Source organism: Tepidiphilus margaritifer DSM 15129, from assembly GCF_000425565.1.
Classification (GTDB): Bacteria; Pseudomonadota; Gammaproteobacteria; order Burkholderiales; family Rhodocyclaceae; genus Tepidiphilus; species Tepidiphilus margaritifer.
Map to the genome: position 1 here is coordinate 133143 of NZ_KE384397.1, position 15527 is coordinate 148669.

Below are 15527 nucleotides of genomic sequence, written 5' to 3' on the forward strand. Positions count from 1 at the left end.
GACATGAATGTGATCGAACGACTTTACCGCCACTACGGCCATCTTTTCACCACCGCCCTGTGCGCCGCCCTCATCGCTGCGCCGATCGTGGTCTCGGCCGAAGAGCGGCACGAACGCGCCGAACAGGAGAAGCACGAGACCCGTTATAAAGACAAGAGCAAAGGGGCGCCGCTCTCACCGCTCTACCGTCAGGAATGCGGCAGCTGCCACGTTCCCTTCCCGCCGTCCTTGCTCTCGGCCGAGGATTGGCGCAAAGTGATGGCCGATCTCGCGCACCATTATGGCGACGATGCCTCGCTCTCGCCGCAGACGGCGCAGGAGCTCACCGACTTTCTCGTGCAGAACGCGGGCGATGGCCGCCGCACGCAAGGAGCCGGGGACCCGCCGCGCATCACGCAGACGGCCTGGTTCAAGCGCAAGCACGACGAAGTTCCCACCGCCGCCTGGCGCGACCCTCGGGTGAAGTCCCCGGCCAACTGCGGCGCTTGCCACAAGCGGGCCGAAGAAGGCTCGTACCGCGAGCGCGAGATCGACATCCCCGGCTATGGCCCCTACAAAGACTAACGGAGCCTCATCATGGAGTCGAACGGAAACAAGGTGCTGGTCTGGGACGCCGTCGTGCGACTCGGGCACTGGCTGATGGCCCTCGGATTCATCGTCGCTTGGCTCACCGGCGAATCCGAGCGCTTGCGCCTGGTGCACGTCGCCGCCGGCGGCACGGTGGCCGCGGTGGCCCTCTTTCGCGTGATCTGGGGTTTCGTCGGCCCGTGGTCGGCGCGATTCTCCTCTTTCGTGCGTCCGTGGCGCGAAGTTTGGGACTATCTCGTCGGGCTGGCACGCTTGCAGCCGCGCCATTACACCGGGCACAATCCGGCCGGCGGGATCGCCATCCTCGCCCTGCTCGCCCTCGGGGTCCTCACACCCCTCCTGGGTTGGTGTACCTACGAGGAGATCGGCGGCAAGTTCGTCGAAAAGGCACACGAGGCGCTGGCGAACCTCATGCTCGCCGTGGTGCTGGTGCACTTGGCCGGGGTGTTCGTCGGCAGTCTCGCCCATCGCGAGAATCTCGTACGCGCGATGGTGCTGGGGGTGAAACGCGGCGCGCCGCAGGAAGCGATCGGGCGGCCCTACACCGCCGCAGCCGTTGTGTTGCTCGTCTGGGTGGCGGTGGCGGTGTACTGGCTGCTGCGCAGCTGAAGGAGGGAAGATGCGGGTCTTGCTCGTCGAGGACGATGCGCTGCTCGGTGCGGGCCTCGAACGGGGGTTGGAAGCCCTGGGCATGAGCGTGGCGTGGGCACGGGATGCCGCTTCCGCCTCGCGCCTGCTGCAATCCGAACCGTTCGACGCCGTGGTGCTCGACCTGGGCTTGCCTCACGAGGACGGCATGCACGCGCTCGGGCGCTGGCGCGCCGAGGGGCTTGCCACGCCGGTGCTGATCCTGACGGCGCGCGACGCGCTCTCCGACCGCATCGCTGGTCTCGACGAAGGAGCGGACGACTACGTGGTGAAACCCGCCCCGCTCGAAGAAATCGCCGCCCGTCTGCGGGCGCTGGTGCGCCGCGGCGAAGGACGGGCGCGTTCGCTCATCGACTTGGGGCGCCTGCGTCTGGACACGGCGGGGCATGCCGTGTGGTTCGACAGTTCGCCGGTCGAGCTCTCGGCGATGGAATACCGTCTACTCGAGCGCCTCGCGCGCAGCCCGGGCCGGGTCTTCACCAAGATCCAGCTCGAACAGGCGCTCTACGAGGCGGACGAAGCGCCCGACAGCAACGTGCTGCAGGTGCTCATCCATCACCTGCGTCGCAAGATCGACCCGGACATCATCGATACGGTGCGCGGGCTGGGCTATCGCCTGGGCCCGGCGGCGCAAGGAGCCGCGCGATGACCCTCTGGCGCCGGCTCGGCCATTCGCTGCGCCTGCGCCTCACGCTCTGGCTGCTCGCCGGGGTGGCGCTCTTCTGGCTCGTCTCGCTCGCCTACGTCGTGAGGGAAAGCGGCAAGGAAGCAAGGGATCTGCTGGATGCGCGGCTCGTGGCGAGCGTCGAGGCGATTGCCGCGGTCCCTCTGGGCCGCGGGGAAGCGGCGTACCCCGAACCGCCGGGCAAACGGGCACGAAAGGCTGGAAAGCACGCCGGCGTGCTGGTGCTCGATCCCGGGGGAGGGGAGATCGTGCGCTTTGGCACGCTGCCGCCGGATGTCGATTTTTCCCGGCTCGAAGATGGCTTTCATCGTCTTCCCGGCAAACCAGGCTGGCGCGTCTATGCCAGCACCCGCCCCGACGGGGCGCGAGTGTTCGCCGCGCATCCGCTGGATCTGCATGGCGAACTCACCGAAGAGCTGGTAGAACACTCGGTGGAGACGCTCAGCATGGGGGCCGGTGCGCTTGCACTTTTTTCCTGGTGGGCGATCGGGCGGGGATTACGCCCGCTCGTGGCGCTGTCGCAAGCCTTACGGCGCCGTCGCCCGGACGCGCTCGAACCGGTGGCCTTGCCCGATGCGCCGCAGGAACTCGAGCCGGTGGTGGGCGCGGTCAATGAGCTGCTCGCCCGCTTGTCCCAAGCCTTCGAGCGCGAGCGGCGCTTCACCGCCGACGTCGCCCACGAACTGCGCACGCCGATTGCCGCGATCGCGGCGCATCTGGATGCCGCGCTCGTCGAAGGCGACGAGGCGCGCCGCCGTGAAGCGCTGCAAGCCGCGCGCGAAGGCACGACCCGCGCCGCCCAGCTCATTGAGCAACTGCTCACGCTCGCGCGCCTGGGACACGACGCGCGCCGGCCACGACGCACCATCGATGCCGCCGAAGTGGTGCGTCAGGAATTGGCTCTCCTCTGGCCGCAGGCCCAGGCGCACGGGCACACGCTGGAGGTGGACTTGCCCGAGACTCTGCCCGCCCTGCTCGCACCGGAGCCGCTCGCCCTCATCGTGCGCAACCTCGTCGGCAATGCACTGCGTCACACGCCGCCGGGCAGTACCGTGCGGGTCTCGCTGCGCCGGGAGGGGAACCTCATGCGACTCGACGTCGAGGACGACGGCCTCGGCATTGCCCCGGAGCGGCGGGAAAAGCTGTTCGCCCCCTTTGCGCGCGACTCCGCCGCCCCGGGCACGGGTCTGGGCCTGACGCTGGTGCGCGAGGCGGCGGAACTCCTCGGCGCCCGCGTCGAGCCCGGTGAGAGCCGCCTGGGCGGGGCACGATTCACCCTCATCCTTGCCGTACCGCCAGAAGGAACCGACCGATGAGCGAATCACCCCCGTCCGACACCGAGGAGACGTCGCGCGGACTCTCGAGCGAAGAGGCCCGGCGGCGCCTGGCCGACGAAGGACCGAATGAATTGCCGCAGGAGCGCCAGCGCACGCCGTGGCGCATCGTGGGCGAAGTATTGCGCGAACCGATGCTCCTCCTGCTGCTTGCCGGCGCGGGGATCTACCTGCTCGTCGGCGACCTGACCGAAGGGCTGGTGCTGCTCGCTTTCGCCGTTTTCTCCGTGCTGATCACGACGATCCAGGAGAGCCGCACCGAACGGGTGCTCGCCGCGCTGCGCGAACTCTCCAGCCCTCGAGCGCTCGTCATCCGCGACGGGCAGCGGCAGCGCATCCCGGGGCGGGAAGTGGTACGCGGCGACCTGATCGTGCTCGCCGAGGGCGACCGCGTCCCGGCCGACGCGGTACTCCTCGAGGCCCAGGATCTGCTGGTCGACGAATCCTTGCTCACCGGCGAATCAGTCCCTGTGCGCAAAACCGCTCCGCACCCTGGAACTTCTTTGCCGCCGCCCTCGCCCGGTGGAGACGATCTGCCCTACGTCTTCTCCGGCACGCTCGTGGTGCGCGGCCGAGGGCTCGCGCGCGTCCTCGCCACGGGTGCGCGCAGCGAATTCGGCAAGATCGGCACGGCGCTGGCGCACATCGACACCGAACCACCGCGCCTGCAGCGCCAGACACGGCAAATCGTGCGGCTCTTCGCCACCCTCGGCACGGCCACGGCGCTCGCCGCGACGCTACTCTACGGCAGTCTGCGCGGCAACTGGACCGAAGCCTTCCTCGCCGGCATCGCGCTGGGCATGTCGATGCTGCCGGAGGAATTTCCCGTCGTACTCGCCGTGTTCATGGCGATGGGCGCCTGGCGCATCTCGCGCGCCCGGGTGCTGACGCGGCGCGCCGCCGCCATCGAGACGCTCGGTTCTGCCACGGTGCTGTGCACCGACAAGACCGGGACCCTGACCGAGAACCGCATGCGCGTGGTCGCCCTGCGCCGACCCGACGGATCGACCTGGACGAGGAAAGACGACGCCTCCCTGCTGCCCGAACCTTTCCGGGCGCTGGCCGAGTGTGCCCGGCTCGCGAGCGCCGACGACCCCTTTGATCCGATGGAACTCGCTTTCCACGAACTGGAACGGCGCTGCCCGCAGCCCGTGACAACCGATCTCGCCCCCGTAAAGGAATACGGCCTGCGGCCCGAGCTGCTCGCGGTGACGCGGGTGTGGCGCTCGGCGCGAGGCGAGATCCTCGTCGCCAGCAAAGGTGCCCCCGAGACGATCGCGACCCTGTGCCGCATGGACGAGGCGGCGCGCGCGGCATTGCTCGCGCAAGTGGAGGCAATGGCCGGTGAAGGCTTACGGGTGCTGGCGCTCGCCCGCGCCCAAGGTGCCGAGGATCCTTTGCCGGAAGATCCTCGCGCCTTCGCCTTTTCCTTCGTCGGCCTGGCCGGACTCGCCGACCCCTTGCGCCCCGGCGTGCCGGAAGCGGTGGCGCAGTGCCATTCGGCGGGCGTGCGCGTGGTGATGATCACCGGCGACTATCCGGCCACCGCCCGGGCGATCGCCCGAGCCGCCGGCATCGCCGCCGACGAGGTGATGACCGGCGACGAGCTCGCGCGGCTCGACGAGACCGAACTGCGCCGACGGGTATCGCAGGTGACGGTCTTCGCCCGCATCGCCCCCACGCAGAAACTGCGCCTCGTCGAAGCCCTGAAAGCGGCCGGAGAGGTCGTCGCCATGACCGGCGACGGCGTGAACGACGCCCCGGCGCTCAAGGCCGCGCACATCGGCATCGCCATGGGCGGGCGCGGCACCGACGTCGCCCGCGAAGCGGCCGCGCTCGTGCTGCTCGACGATGATTTCGGCGCCATCGTGCAGGCGATCCGCCTGGGACGGCGCATCTACGACAACCTCGTCAAGGCGATGCTCTTCATCCTCGCGGTCCATCTGCCGATCGCCGGGTTGGCGCTGTTGCCCCTGCTGCTCGGCCTGCCGCTGGTGCTCGGTCCGATCCACATCGCCTTGCTGGAGATGGTGATCGACCCCGTCTGCTCCCTCGTCTTCGAGGCCGAACCCGAAGAGGACGACGTGATGCGCCGCCCACCGCGGCCACCGCAGGAACCGCTCTTCTCCTGGCCGCTGCTCACCTGGGGTGTGGCCCAAGGGGCGCTCGTCCTGGCGCTCGTGACCGGCGTGCTGCTGGGCGCGGTGGCGCGCGGCCTGTCGGACGAAGAAGTGCGCGCCCTCACCTTTTTCTCCCTGGTGACGAGCCTGCTGGGGCTCGTGCTCATCGACCGCTCGTTCTCGGCCTCGTTACGGGAAGCGTTCCGGCGCCCGAACCCGATGCTGGCGGCGATCGCCGGCCTCGTCGCCGCCTTCTCCGCCGTCGTCCTGCTGTGGCCGCCAGCGCGCGACCTGCTGCATTTCGGCCCTTTGCACCCCGACGACGTGGCGCTCACCCTTGCCGTCGGTGCCGGCGTGCTGGTGCTCCTGGAAGCCGCCAAGAGTTGGCTGCGGCGCCATGTGCGCGCATTTCGCCGAGGAGACGGCATTTAAGCTTTCCTTAAGTTCGCCACCGTATCGTATCTCCCATCGCGACGAAACGAGGAGATCCCGATGGCGACGATCAGCTGTGCCGCCCGGCCGAAAAAGAACGCTTCCGGCAGACTCACGGAAGCAGCCTGGGTGGCCGAAAACGAAGCATCGAGCGAAAACGTCGCCCGATTCGTACAGGCCCTCTACTTGGCCCGGTACGGCGCGCACATCGCCCCGCCTCGCGGCCCATTTCTCGCCCTGCGCGATGCCACGGGCCAGGTGCGGGCGGCGCTCGCGCTGCGCCGAGGCGAGACGCCGTTCTTCCTCGAGCACTATCTCGACGCCCCGGTACAGACCCTCCTTCCCGGAGGGGTGCGCGAGGGCATCGTCGAAGTCGGCAGCCTCGCGGCCGACGTACCGGGCGGCGCCCGGGCGCTGGTAGTGACCCTGACGGCCTTTCTCGCCGCCTGCAGCGTGCAGTGGGTGGTATTCACCGCACGCCGCGAGCTGCGCAATACCTTCGCGCGGCTCGGCATCGTCCTGCACCCGCTCGCGCCGGCGCACCCCGAGCGTCTGCCCGACGGCGGTGCGGGCTGGGGATCGTATTACGAGGGCGACCCGCAAGTGGTCGCCGGTGAGGTGGCCCAAGGTACCGGTGCGGTGCGGGGAATGCTCGCTGGCAGCGGCGACGGTCTGCTCGCCCTCTGGTTGCGCGGGCTCGCCTTGGGCTGTGGCGCGGGGATGCGCTGGAAAGGGGAAAGGGCATGTACCCGACCCTGAGCGAAGCGCTCCGCGGCTGGGCGGCAACGGATCCGCAAGCACCGGCGTGGATCGGCCGCGAACGGACGCTCGACTTCGCCACCGCCGCCGTCGCGGTGGAAGTGCTCGCATCCCTGCTCGAACCCTGGCGCGAACGCGGCGTGGCGCTCGCCCTCGACAACGGCCCCGCCTGGGCGGTGTGCGATCTGGCCGCCTGGATGGCCGAAGTCCCCCTCGTGCCGCTGCCCCCCTTCTTCTCCGCGGCGCAGATCGCGCACGTGCTCGCCGATTCCGGCGTGGGTGCCGTGCTCACCGACCAACCCCAGGCGTTCGCCGACCAGGGCAAGGCCAGAGCGCTGGGCGAAGTCGCCGGCGTGCGGCTATGGCAAGTGATGCTGGCGCCGAGCGCACCGCCCTTGCCACCGGGCATCGCCAAAGTGACTTACACCTCCGGTACCACGGGTGCGCCCAAAGGCGTCCTGCTACGACGCGAGGCGATGGAAGCGGTGGCGCGCTCGCTCGTGTGGGCCGCCGGGGCCGCAGAGGGCGAGCGGCATCTCGCGGTGCTGCCCCTCTCCGTGCTGCTGGAAAACATCGCCGGGCTGTACGCGCCGCTGCTCGCCGGCATGGGCACGGTGCTCTGGCCCATGGCAGAACTCGGATTGCACGGCGCGGCCGGCGTCGATCCTTCCCGCCTGTGGTCGGCGCTGCATCGCGCCGAACCGGACACGGTGGTGCTCACCCCACAGCTCTTACGCGCCCTGGTGACGGAAGTCGAGCGGCACGGGCCGCTCACGGCGCGGTTGCGTTTCCTCGCAGTGGGCGGCGGCAAGGTCCCCTTGCGTCTCCTCGAACGGGCACGCGCCTTGGGACTGCCGGTGTATGAAGGCTATGGTCTGTCCGAATGCGCCTCGGTGGTGGCAGTGAATCGCCCCGGCGCGGAACGCCCCGGCAGCGTCGGCCGGCCGCTGCCACACAACGAGGTTCGCCTCGCGCCCGACGGCGAAGTGCTGGTGCGCGGCGCCGTTTGTGCCGGCTACCTGCGTCAGGAATCGCCCTCAATGGCCGATGGGTTCTGGCCGACGGGCGACATCGGCACCTTCGACGCGGACGGATTCCTCTTCCTCACCGGACGCAAGAAGGACATTTACGTGACCGCCTTCGGGCGCAACGTCTCGCCGGAATGGGTCGAAAGGGAACTGACCCAGGAAGAAGGCATCGTGCAGGCGGCGGTCTTCGGTGAAGGGCGCGCGCACAACCTGGCCGTGCTCCACACGACCCTGCCGGAACCGGCGCTCGCACGGGCGGTCGCGGCAGCCAATGCCCGCCTACCCGATTACGCCCGCATCGCCGCCTGGGTGCGCGCCGATGCGCCCTTCACCCCCGAAAACGGCCTGCTCACGCCCAACGGGCGGTTGCGCCGGGCCCACATCTTCACCACCTACGCGTCGGAGCTGGCGCGCCTGTGGTCACAACTGGAACGCTGACAAGGAGCAACACGATGGGATTCTATGAGACCTTGCTGCAGGAAACGGAAGAAGAGCGCAAGCACTTCCTGGCGATTCCCCTCTTTGCCGCCGCGGTAGAAGGAAACGTGAGCCTGGAGACCTACCGCGCCTTCCTCACCCAAGCCTATCATCACGTCAACCAGACGGTGCCCCTGCTGATGGCGGTGGGCGCACGGCTGCCCGAGCGGCTCGAATGGCTGCGCGGCGCCGTGGCCGAATACATCCGCGAGGAATACGGCCATCACGAATGGGTGCTCGACGACTTGCGCGCCTGCGGCGTCGATGCCGAGGCGGTACGCCGCGGCGAACCGGCCCCCGAGACCGACCGCATGATCGCCTACGCCTGGGACACGGTGCTGCGGCGCAACCCCGTGGGCTTCTTCGGCATGGTGCTGGTGCTCGAAGGCACGAGCGTCAACCTCGCCACGCGTGCGGCCAAGGCGATCCAGACGGCGCTCGGCCTGCCGGAGGCGGCCTTCTCCTATCTCACCAGCCACGGCGACCTCGACCAAAGCCACATCGCCTACTTCGAACGCCTGATGGACCGGATCACGGGTGAAGACGACCAGCGGGCGGTGATCCGCTGCGCCCGGCAAATGTACCACCTCTACGGCGACGTCTTCCGCGCCCTGCCGCAATGAGGAAAATCATGGACATACGAGGAAAACGCGTCCTGCTGACGGGAGCGAGCGGCGGCATCGGCGTGCCGCTCGCCACGAGACTCGCCCACATGGAGGCTCGCGTCGCCCTGGTGGGGCGGCGGCGCGAACCGCTCGAGACCCTGGCGGCCCGACTGCCGCACTCGGTGGTGGTCGAGGCCGATCTCTCCACTGCCCAAGGCTGCCGCGCCGCGGTCATGGGCGCACGCGCAGCCTTGGGCGGCATCGACGTGCTGGTCCATCTGGCCGGGGTAGGAAGTTTTCGCGCCTTCGTCGACGAAGACGACGAAGCCATCGAACGGCTGCTGCGCACGAACTGCGCCTCGGCCATGTGGCTTGCCAAGGCGCTGCTGCCGGAGATGACGGCGCGCGGCAGCGGACGGCTCGTCTTCTGCGGCTCGGTGCTGGGAGCCCTGGCGCTGCCCGGCTACACTGCCTACGCGGCGAGCAAGTTCGCCCTGCGCGGCTTCACCGAAGGGCTGCGGCGCGAACTCGCCGGCAGCGGCGTGGGCGTGACGCTCGTCGCCCCGCGTGCCGTGCGCACCGCCCTCAACCCGCCGGAAGTCTACGACATGGCGCAGGAAACCGGCATGGCCGTCGATCCGCCCGAACTCGTGGCCGACGCCCTGCTCGATGCGATCCTCGACGACGCCCGCGAGGTGGTGCTGGGTGGAATGGAACCCTGGTTCGTCCGCCTCAACGCGCTCTGGCCGGGCCTCTTCGACCGGCTGCTGCGCAAGCAGGCCGAAACCGTGCGCCGCTTCGTGCGACGCAAGGAGATCCAGGCGGCGCTCCAGGAACTCGAACGGAAACAAGCTACTCGATGATCCGATGCGACTCCTTTTGATCGAAGACGAGGAAATGCTGGGTGCGGCCGTGCGCACCGGCTTGGAACAGGAAGGCTATGCCGTCGATTGGGTGCGCGAAGGAAAAGCGGCGCTGACGGCCTTGTGTAGCGAACCGTTCGAGCTCGCCGTGCTAGACCTCGGCCTGCCCGGCCTCTCGGGTCTCGAGGTGCTCAAGCGCGCCCGTGCGGCGGGTGTGAAGACCCCGGTGCTGATCCTCACCGCCTGGGACGCGGTCTCCGACCGGGTCGCCGGGCTCGACGCCGGCGCCGACGACTATCTGGGCAAGCCTTTCGACCTCGAAGAACTCGCCGCCCGCCTGCGGGCGCTGTACCGGCGCGCCCACGGCCGTTCCGACAGCGCCATGCGCCACGGTCCGCTCGTGCTCGATCCGGCGGCGCGCACGGTGACGCTCAACGGCGCACCGGTCGAGCTCTCCGCCAAGGAATTCGCCCTCCTGCACCTTTTGCTGGAGCATGCCGGTAAGGTGCTGTCACGCGAGCGGCTGGAAGAAGGGATTTATGGCTGGGGCAGCGAAGTGGAGAGCAACGCGATCGAGGTCCACATCCATCACCTGCGCCGCAAGCTCGGTCGGGAATGGATCGTGACGGTGCGCGGCGTCGGCTACCTCTTGCCCAAGGAGCGCGGATGATCTCGCTGCGGCGACGCCTGATCGTCCTGATGCTGGGCGTGTTCGCCCTCGCCTGGGGTGTGCTCACCGCCATCGTCTTCTGGGATGCGCGGCGCGAAATCCACGCATTCTACGACGATCGGCTGGAGAAGATCGCCGAAGTGCTGCTCGACCTCTCCTGGCACGAACTCAACGACGAGCACGAGACGACGGAAGAAGTGCTCAACGGCGTCTTCAGCGAACGCCTCATCCGCGCCTACGACGACGAGGCGGCCTTCCAGATCTGGTACCGCGGCCATCTGCTCGTGCGCACGGCAGACGCCCCCGCCGCGGAACGCTTCATTCCCGGCGACGGCTTCGCCGACGTGCTCTATCAAAAACAAATGTGGCGCGTCTTGCACAAGATCCACTCCGACGGCCCCCTCGAAGTCTACGTCGGCGAACCCTTCTCCGGCCGCACCGAACTGGTCTACCACGTCATCGGTCAGCTCGTCGGACCGCTGCTCGTGGCCGTGCCGCTGCTCGTCGTCCTCGTGCTCGTCGGCGTGCGCCGGGGGCTGCAACCGCTCGCGCGCACCGAATGCGAGATCGCCCACCGCTCGCCGACCCAGCTCACGCCGATCGCGCTCGCGGAGGTGCCAGTGGAGATTCGCGGCATCGTCGGCGAGCTCAACCACCTGCTCGAGGCGTTGGCCGAAGCGATGGCGCGCGAACGGCGCTTCACCTCGCACGCGGCGCACGAATTGCGCACCCCGCTTGCCGTCCTCAAGACCCAGGCCCAGCTCGCCCTGCGCGCCCCGGAGGGAGCCCAGCGGGAAGAAGCCCTGCATCATCTGATCGCTGGCGTCGACCGAGCAAGCCGCCTCGTCTCCCAACTGCTCACCCTCACCCGGCTCGAACCCGACGTGACCCGTACCCTGCGCGGCGAACTCGATCTGCGCGAGATCGCCCGCGAAGCGGTGGCCGAACTAGCGCCGCTCGCGCTCGAGCGCGGCGTGGAACTCGGGTTGGATGCACCGGAACCCGCCCGCGTGCACGGCATCGCCCTCGCCCTGGGTATCCTCGTGCGCAACCTGATCGACAACGCCATCCGCCATTCCCCGGCTGGCGGACGCGTCGACGTCCGCCTCACCGTCGACGCCGCGACCGTGACGCTCACCGTAAGCGATCAGGGGCCGGGCATCCCCCCCGAAGAACGGGCCCGCGTGTTCGAGCCCTTCTACCGCGTCCCCGGCAGCCCCAGCGGCGGCGCCGGACTGGGACTCGCCATCGTACAGCGCATCGTAGCCTTCCATGGTGGCCGCGTCGGCGCCGAAGCAGGGCCGGATGGCCGCGGCACGACGATGCGGGTGGTCTTTCCGCGCTCGGAAGATTCCCCCCTCCACCCCCTCCCTGCCATGACCGAAACCTCATGAACGAACTCCACGACTTCGACGAGCTCGACGAAGAGTCCGATTCTCCCGAACGAGAACGCGCGGCCAAACGCACCACCTGGGTGAGCGTCGCCGTCAACCTCGGCCTCACCCTCACCCAGGTGATCGCCGGCCTCTGGTCCGGCTCGCAAGGTCTGGTAGCCGACGGCATCCATTCCCTCTCCGACCTCGTGGCCGACTTCGTCGTCCTGCTCGCCCTGCGCCACAGTCGCAAAGCGCCCGACGCCAACCACCCCTACGGCCACCAACGCTTCGAGAATGCCGCCTCGCTCGTCCTGGGCGCGCTGCTCCTTGCCGTCGGCCTCGGCATGATCAATACCGCCGTGCACAAGCTGGAGAATCCCGCAACCATCCCGACCGTGCACGGGCTTGCGCTGGCGGTGGCGCTCGGCGCGCTCGCCGCCAAGGAACTCCTCTTCCGCTACATGCTCGCCGTCGCCGAGCGCGTGCGCTCCAGCCTGCTGGTGGCCAACGCCTGGCACGCCCGCTCGGACGCCGCCTCCTCGCTCGTCGTTGCCATCGGCATCGGTGGCAACCTTCTGGGCGTGACCCTGCTCGACCCCATCGCCGCCCTGATCGTGGGCCTGATGATCGTCAAAATGGGCTGGGGCTTTACCCGCGACGCCTTCCACGACCTCACCGACCGTGCGGTGAACGAGGAACAGGCCGCAGCAATCGCCGCCGAGATCCTCGCCATCCCCGGCGTGCGCGGCATCCACGACCTGCGCACCCGCAAGACCGGCGACATGATCGTGGCCGACGTCCACCTCGAAATCGACGGGCACCTCACGGTGGCCGAGGGGCACGAAATCGCCAAGCGCGTCGTCGCCACCGTCAAGGCACGCCACCCCGTGCTGCACCTGACCACGCACGTCGATCCGGTGTAGGGCCATCCTGCCTCTCCGCCGCCACCCAAATCCATGCTCTGAACGGACGGATGAAGACGGCCTGCCGGACCCGCAGGACCGACAGGCCATCATCGACTACCTCACGACGCTACGCTGATGCGCTCCTCACTTGAACGGATCGGGGCGCGGCGTGTTCGGACCGGAGGGCGGCAGCAGCGGCAAAGGCATCTGCGGCCGCTCGCCGGTGAGCGTATGCAGGAAGGCGACGACTTTCTTCACTTCGTCGTCGGTGAAGGTGCGGCCAAGCTGCAAGCGTCCCATCAGAGTGACGGCCTCCTCCAGCGTCTTCGCCTGACCGTCGTGGAAGTAGGGGTAGGTAAGTTCCACGTTACGCAGCGTCGGCACCTTGAAGTACCAGCGATCCTCGTCTTTTTTCGTCACCGCCGCTCGACCTTCGGCCGGCGAAGTCGATTTGTACGGTTCGACCACGCCTATCTTCTGGAAGGAATTGCCGCCGAGGTTGGGGCCGTTGTGGCAAGCGATACAGCCGCTGTCGTAGAAAATCCTGAAGCCTTCGCGTTCCTCGGCGGTGATCGCCTTGTCGTCGCCCTTGAGCCACTTGTCGAAACGCGAATTCGGCGTAACCAAGGTTTTCTCGAACTCGGCGATCGCATCGGTGACCTGCTCGATGGCGATCTGGTCCGTACCGTAGATTTTCTTGAACTCGTCGACGTAGCCGGGGATGGACTGCAGCACGGCCACGGCGAGCGTGTGCGGCATCCCCATTTCGATCGGATTCTGGATCGGACCGGCGGCCTGTTCCTGCAAATTGGCGGCACGCCCATCCCAGAACTGGACAAAGTTGAGCGAGGCGTTGAACACGGTCGGCGCATTCACCGGCCCCGGCTGCCATTTGTGCCCGATGGACGTCGGCAAATTGTCAACGCCACCCAATGAAAGGTTATGACAAGTGTTGCAGGAGATGATGCCGGACATCGACAGGCGTGGTTCGAAGAAGAGCTGACGGCCGAGATCGACCTTGGCCGGATGATCGATCTTCGCTGGTTCGATCGGCTGGATGATCACCTTGGCCTTTTCGCGCAGTTCGTCGGGCGCAGCCTGCACGCCGAAACACACCCCCACCCCCAAAGCGGCAAGGGCAGCCGCCAGTGGTTTGATCTTCATGAGACTTCTCCTTGCGGTGCGAGACAAACGGAAATCCCAAGGGGATCACCCCCTTTCCCATTCTACGGTCGGGGTTTCATTGTTTCACGCGATTCTTAAGCCACCATTAACATCAGTCGCCACGCACCGCAAGGTTTTCTTCATCGTCCCGTCACAAACGCATCTTCGGGCTTGGTTGCACCGATGATGACCGAACTCACGGCCGGTTTGCGCAGCATCAAGAAACGAAACGATTCATCCATCAAGAGGGGGGGTTGATATATACTTTTTGGCAATTTGTATATTGACAGAAAACCTAACAAGGCAGCTGGATCCATGAACGAGACGATGCCTTTGGACCCCTTGGTTGCCATCGTCACGGGCGCCGGCCGCGGACTGGGGCGAGCGATGCCGCTGGGTCTCGCCGCTGCAGGGGTACGCGTGCTCGGTACCGCCGCCCGTGAATCGGGTGAGCTGCAGGCGCTGGAAGCGGAGATCCGCGATCGCTTCGGTTCCGACCGTTTTCTTCCCCTCACGGCCGACGCTGCCCATCCCGAAGAGGCCGAACGCACCGTGGCCACGGCGCCCGAACGCCTGGGACGACTCGATGTGCTCATCAACAACGCTGGACGCGGGATGAAGTACGTCAACCCGTGCTTTCTCACCGCCCCCCCTCCTTTCTGGGAAACGCCACCGGAACTGTGGCGCCTCATCATCGACACCCACGTCAATGGCCCCTTTTTCATGGCGCGGGCGGCCGACCAGGTCACCGGCAAGCAGGTGATCGCACGGCAATGGACGCCGTACGCACCCAAGGACGCACTCGCAGACGCAGGATGGGAACTGAGATGAACGGCTTGTCTCAACGGGCACCGGCCCTGCACGGTTTGCTCTTCGTCGCCCTCTTCGCCCTAGCGGCGTTGCAGATGGCACAATTCCCCGCCATATCCCGCCTAGGTCTCAGTCCGCTCATCGTCGGCATCCTCTTGGGCATGGTCTACGCCAACACCCTACGACGCCACTTGCCCGAATCCTGGGTGCCCGGCGTCCTCTTCAGTTCCAAACATCTGCTGCGCGCGGCCATCATCCTCTACGGCTTTCGCGTCACCTTCCAGCAGATTGCCGCCGTGGGCTGGGCCGGCCTGGGCGTGTCGGTGACCATGGTGGTGAGCACCCTCGCTCTCGGCGTATGGATGGGTACCCGCCTCTTCAAGCTCGACCGGGATACCGCCATTCTGACGGCAGCCGGCAGCGCCATCTGCGGCGCGGCGGCGGTCGTGGCCACCGAGTCCGTCTTGGAATCCAATCCTGCCAAGAGCGCCGTGGCGGTGGGAACCGTCGTCCTCTTCGGCACCCTCTCCATGTTTCTTTACCCCGCCGTCTATGCCACGGGACTGCTACATCTCACACCCCAGATCTTCGGCCTCTATAGCGGCGGCACCATCCACGAGGTGGCGCAAGTGGTCGCGGCCACCGGCGGGATCGCCGGGGCAGGAGAAGTCGCCGTGATCGTAAAGATGGTCCGGGTGATGCTGATCGCCCCCGTGCTGCTCGCTCTGGGTTGGCTCACGCTGCGCCACAAAACCAGGACGGAAAACGCCGGCGTTCGGCTCGTCATTCCCTGGTTCGCCGTCTGGTTCGTCGCCGCCAGCGCCATCAATTCGCTCGGTGTGCTACCCAATTGGCTGGTGCAAGATCTGATCGGGGTCGACAATTTCCTCCTCACGATGGCGATGACGGCCATCGGCATGGAAACGAACGTGGTCAAGTTTCGCCAGGTCGGCCCCGGACCGCTCTACCTCGCCGCCGCGCTCTTCCTCTGGCTCGTGTTCGGCGGCTACGGCGTCACCCGTGTTTTTGCGGCAATGCTGGGATAAGCTGTACGGCAACGAAA

The 15527-nt window shown here is 67.5% G+C and carries 15 protein-coding genes; 14 read left to right on the top strand and 1 reads right to left on the bottom strand.

Translation table 11 applies throughout. From position 1 onward, the window contains the following. Positions 1 to 3 precede the first annotated feature (3 nt). From H607_RS0109315 to H607_RS12480, 12 genes are read left to right on the top strand one after another with little or no spacing between them, the layout of a single operon-like run. On the top strand, positions 4 to 564 hold the full coding sequence (locus H607_RS0109315) for a diheme cytochrome c (RefSeq protein ID WP_051240800.1): 561 nt from the start codon (positions 4 to 6) through the stop codon (positions 562 to 564). Between the two features lie 12 nt (positions 565 to 576). After that, the gene (locus H607_RS12460; protein ID WP_037990237.1) at positions 577 to 1197 is read left to right on the top strand and encodes a cytochrome b/b6 domain-containing protein; all 621 of its coding nucleotides are present in this window, start codon (positions 577 to 579) and stop codon (positions 1195 to 1197) included. Positions 1198 to 1207: 10 nt separating this feature from the next. Then, on the top strand, positions 1208 to 1885 hold the full coding sequence (locus tag H607_RS0109325; protein WP_028875217.1) for a response regulator: 678 nt from the start codon (positions 1208 to 1210) through the stop codon (positions 1883 to 1885). Then, complete coding sequence (locus tag H607_RS0109330) at positions 1882 to 3237, top strand: sensor histidine kinase (RefSeq protein WP_028875218.1); 1356 nt, start codon at positions 1882 to 1884, stop codon at positions 3235 to 3237. Before H607_RS0109325 ends, H607_RS0109330 begins: the two co-directional genes overlap by 4 nt. Further along, on the top strand, positions 3234 to 5807 hold the full coding sequence (locus H607_RS0109335; RefSeq protein ID WP_028875219.1) for a cation-translocating P-type ATPase: 2574 nt from the start codon (positions 3234 to 3236) through the stop codon (positions 5805 to 5807). The genes H607_RS0109330 and H607_RS0109335 overlap by 4 nt, the downstream gene beginning before the upstream one ends. 60 nt (positions 5808 to 5867) lie before the next feature. After that, a complete protein-coding gene (locus H607_RS12465; RefSeq protein WP_051240801.1) occupies positions 5868 to 6566 on the top strand; it encodes a thermostable hemolysin in 699 nt (232 codons plus the stop codon). After that, on the top strand, positions 6551 to 8032 hold the full coding sequence (locus tag H607_RS0109345) for an AMP-binding protein (protein ID WP_037990238.1): 1482 nt from the start codon (positions 6551 to 6553) through the stop codon (positions 8030 to 8032). Before H607_RS12465 ends, H607_RS0109345 begins: the two co-directional genes overlap by 16 nt. A 14-nt stretch (positions 8033 to 8046) precedes the next feature. Then, positions 8047 to 8694: an iron-containing redox enzyme family protein gene (locus H607_RS0109350; RefSeq protein WP_028875221.1), complete on the top strand. Its 648-nt coding sequence runs from the start codon at positions 8047 to 8049 to the stop codon at positions 8692 to 8694. Between the two features lie 8 nt (positions 8695 to 8702). Next, positions 8703 to 9539, top strand: a complete 837-nt coding sequence (locus tag H607_RS12470; protein ID WP_051240802.1) for an SDR family oxidoreductase — start codon at positions 8703 to 8705, stop codon at positions 9537 to 9539. A gap of 4 nt (positions 9540 to 9543) precedes the next feature. Further along, a complete protein-coding gene (locus H607_RS0109360; protein ID WP_028875222.1) occupies positions 9544 to 10209 on the top strand; it encodes a response regulator in 666 nt (221 codons plus the stop codon). After that, positions 10206 to 11603, top strand: a complete 1398-nt coding sequence (locus H607_RS12475; protein ID WP_051240803.1) for an ATP-binding protein — start codon at positions 10206 to 10208, stop codon at positions 11601 to 11603. The genes H607_RS0109360 and H607_RS12475 overlap by 4 nt, the downstream gene beginning before the upstream one ends. Next, positions 11600 to 12508 carry a cation diffusion facilitator family transporter gene (locus H607_RS12480; RefSeq protein WP_051240804.1) on the top strand — a complete coding sequence of 303 codons (909 nt, stop codon included), beginning with the start codon at positions 11600 to 11602 and terminating at the stop codon, positions 12506 to 12508. Before H607_RS12475 ends, H607_RS12480 begins: the two co-directional genes overlap by 4 nt. A gap of 126 nt (positions 12509 to 12634) precedes the next feature. Here the strand turns inward: H607_RS12480 and H607_RS0109375 are convergent, their stop codons facing one another. Then, a complete protein-coding gene (locus H607_RS0109375) occupies positions 12635 to 13654 on the bottom strand; it encodes a cytochrome-c peroxidase (RefSeq protein ID WP_028875223.1) in 1020 nt (339 codons plus the stop codon). A gap of 315 nt (positions 13655 to 13969) precedes the next feature. On the opposite strand from H607_RS0109375, the gene H607_RS12485 reads away from it, so the two are divergent. Both H607_RS12485 and H607_RS0109390 read left to right on the top strand, forming a co-directional pair. Continuing rightward, the gene (locus tag H607_RS12485; protein WP_051240805.1) at positions 13970 to 14485 is read left to right on the top strand and encodes an SDR family NAD(P)-dependent oxidoreductase; all 516 of its coding nucleotides are present in this window, start codon (positions 13970 to 13972) and stop codon (positions 14483 to 14485) included. Beyond that, positions 14482 to 15510 carry a YeiH family protein gene (locus H607_RS0109390; protein ID WP_028875224.1) on the top strand — a complete coding sequence of 343 codons (1029 nt, stop codon included), beginning with the start codon at positions 14482 to 14484 and terminating at the stop codon, positions 15508 to 15510. The genes H607_RS12485 and H607_RS0109390 overlap by 4 nt, the downstream gene beginning before the upstream one ends. The last annotated feature ends 17 nt before the right edge of the window (positions 15511 to 15527 follow it).

Bases quoted from the DNA above. Each gene is read 5' to 3' on its own strand.
- H607_RS0109315 (WP_051240800.1), top strand. From the start codon at position 4: ATGAATGTGATCGAACGACTTTACCGCCACTACGGCCATCTTTTCACC.
- H607_RS12460 (WP_037990237.1), top strand. From the start codon at position 577: ATGGAGTCGAACGGAAACAAGGTGCTGGTCTGGGACGCCGTCGTGCGA.
- H607_RS0109325 (WP_028875217.1), top strand. From the start codon at position 1,208: ATGCGGGTCTTGCTCGTCGAGGACGATGCGCTGCTCGGTGCGGGCCTC.
- H607_RS0109330 (WP_028875218.1), top strand. From the start codon at position 1,882: ATGACCCTCTGGCGCCGGCTCGGCCATTCGCTGCGCCTGCGCCTCACG.
- H607_RS0109335 (WP_028875219.1), top strand. From the start codon at position 3,234: ATGAGCGAATCACCCCCGTCCGACACCGAGGAGACGTCGCGCGGACTC.
- H607_RS12465 (WP_051240801.1), top strand. From the start codon at position 5,868: ATGGCGACGATCAGCTGTGCCGCCCGGCCGAAAAAGAACGCTTCCGGC.
- H607_RS0109345 (WP_037990238.1), top strand. From the start codon at position 6,551: ATGTACCCGACCCTGAGCGAAGCGCTCCGCGGCTGGGCGGCAACGGAT.
- H607_RS0109350 (WP_028875221.1), top strand. From the start codon at position 8,047: ATGGGATTCTATGAGACCTTGCTGCAGGAAACGGAAGAAGAGCGCAAG.
- H607_RS12470 (WP_051240802.1), top strand. From the start codon at position 8,703: ATGGACATACGAGGAAAACGCGTCCTGCTGACGGGAGCGAGCGGCGGC.
- H607_RS0109360 (WP_028875222.1), top strand. From the start codon at position 9,544: ATGCGACTCCTTTTGATCGAAGACGAGGAAATGCTGGGTGCGGCCGTG.
- H607_RS12475 (WP_051240803.1), top strand. From the start codon at position 10,206: ATGATCTCGCTGCGGCGACGCCTGATCGTCCTGATGCTGGGCGTGTTC.
- H607_RS12480 (WP_051240804.1), top strand. From the start codon at position 11,600: ATGAACGAACTCCACGACTTCGACGAGCTCGACGAAGAGTCCGATTCT.
- H607_RS0109375 (WP_028875223.1), bottom strand. From the start codon at position 13,654: ATGAAGATCAAACCACTGGCGGCTGCCCTTGCCGCTTTGGGGGTGGGG.
- H607_RS12485 (WP_051240805.1), top strand. From the start codon at position 13,970: ATGAACGAGACGATGCCTTTGGACCCCTTGGTTGCCATCGTCACGGGC.
- H607_RS0109390 (WP_028875224.1), top strand. From the start codon at position 14,482: ATGAACGGCTTGTCTCAACGGGCACCGGCCCTGCACGGTTTGCTCTTC.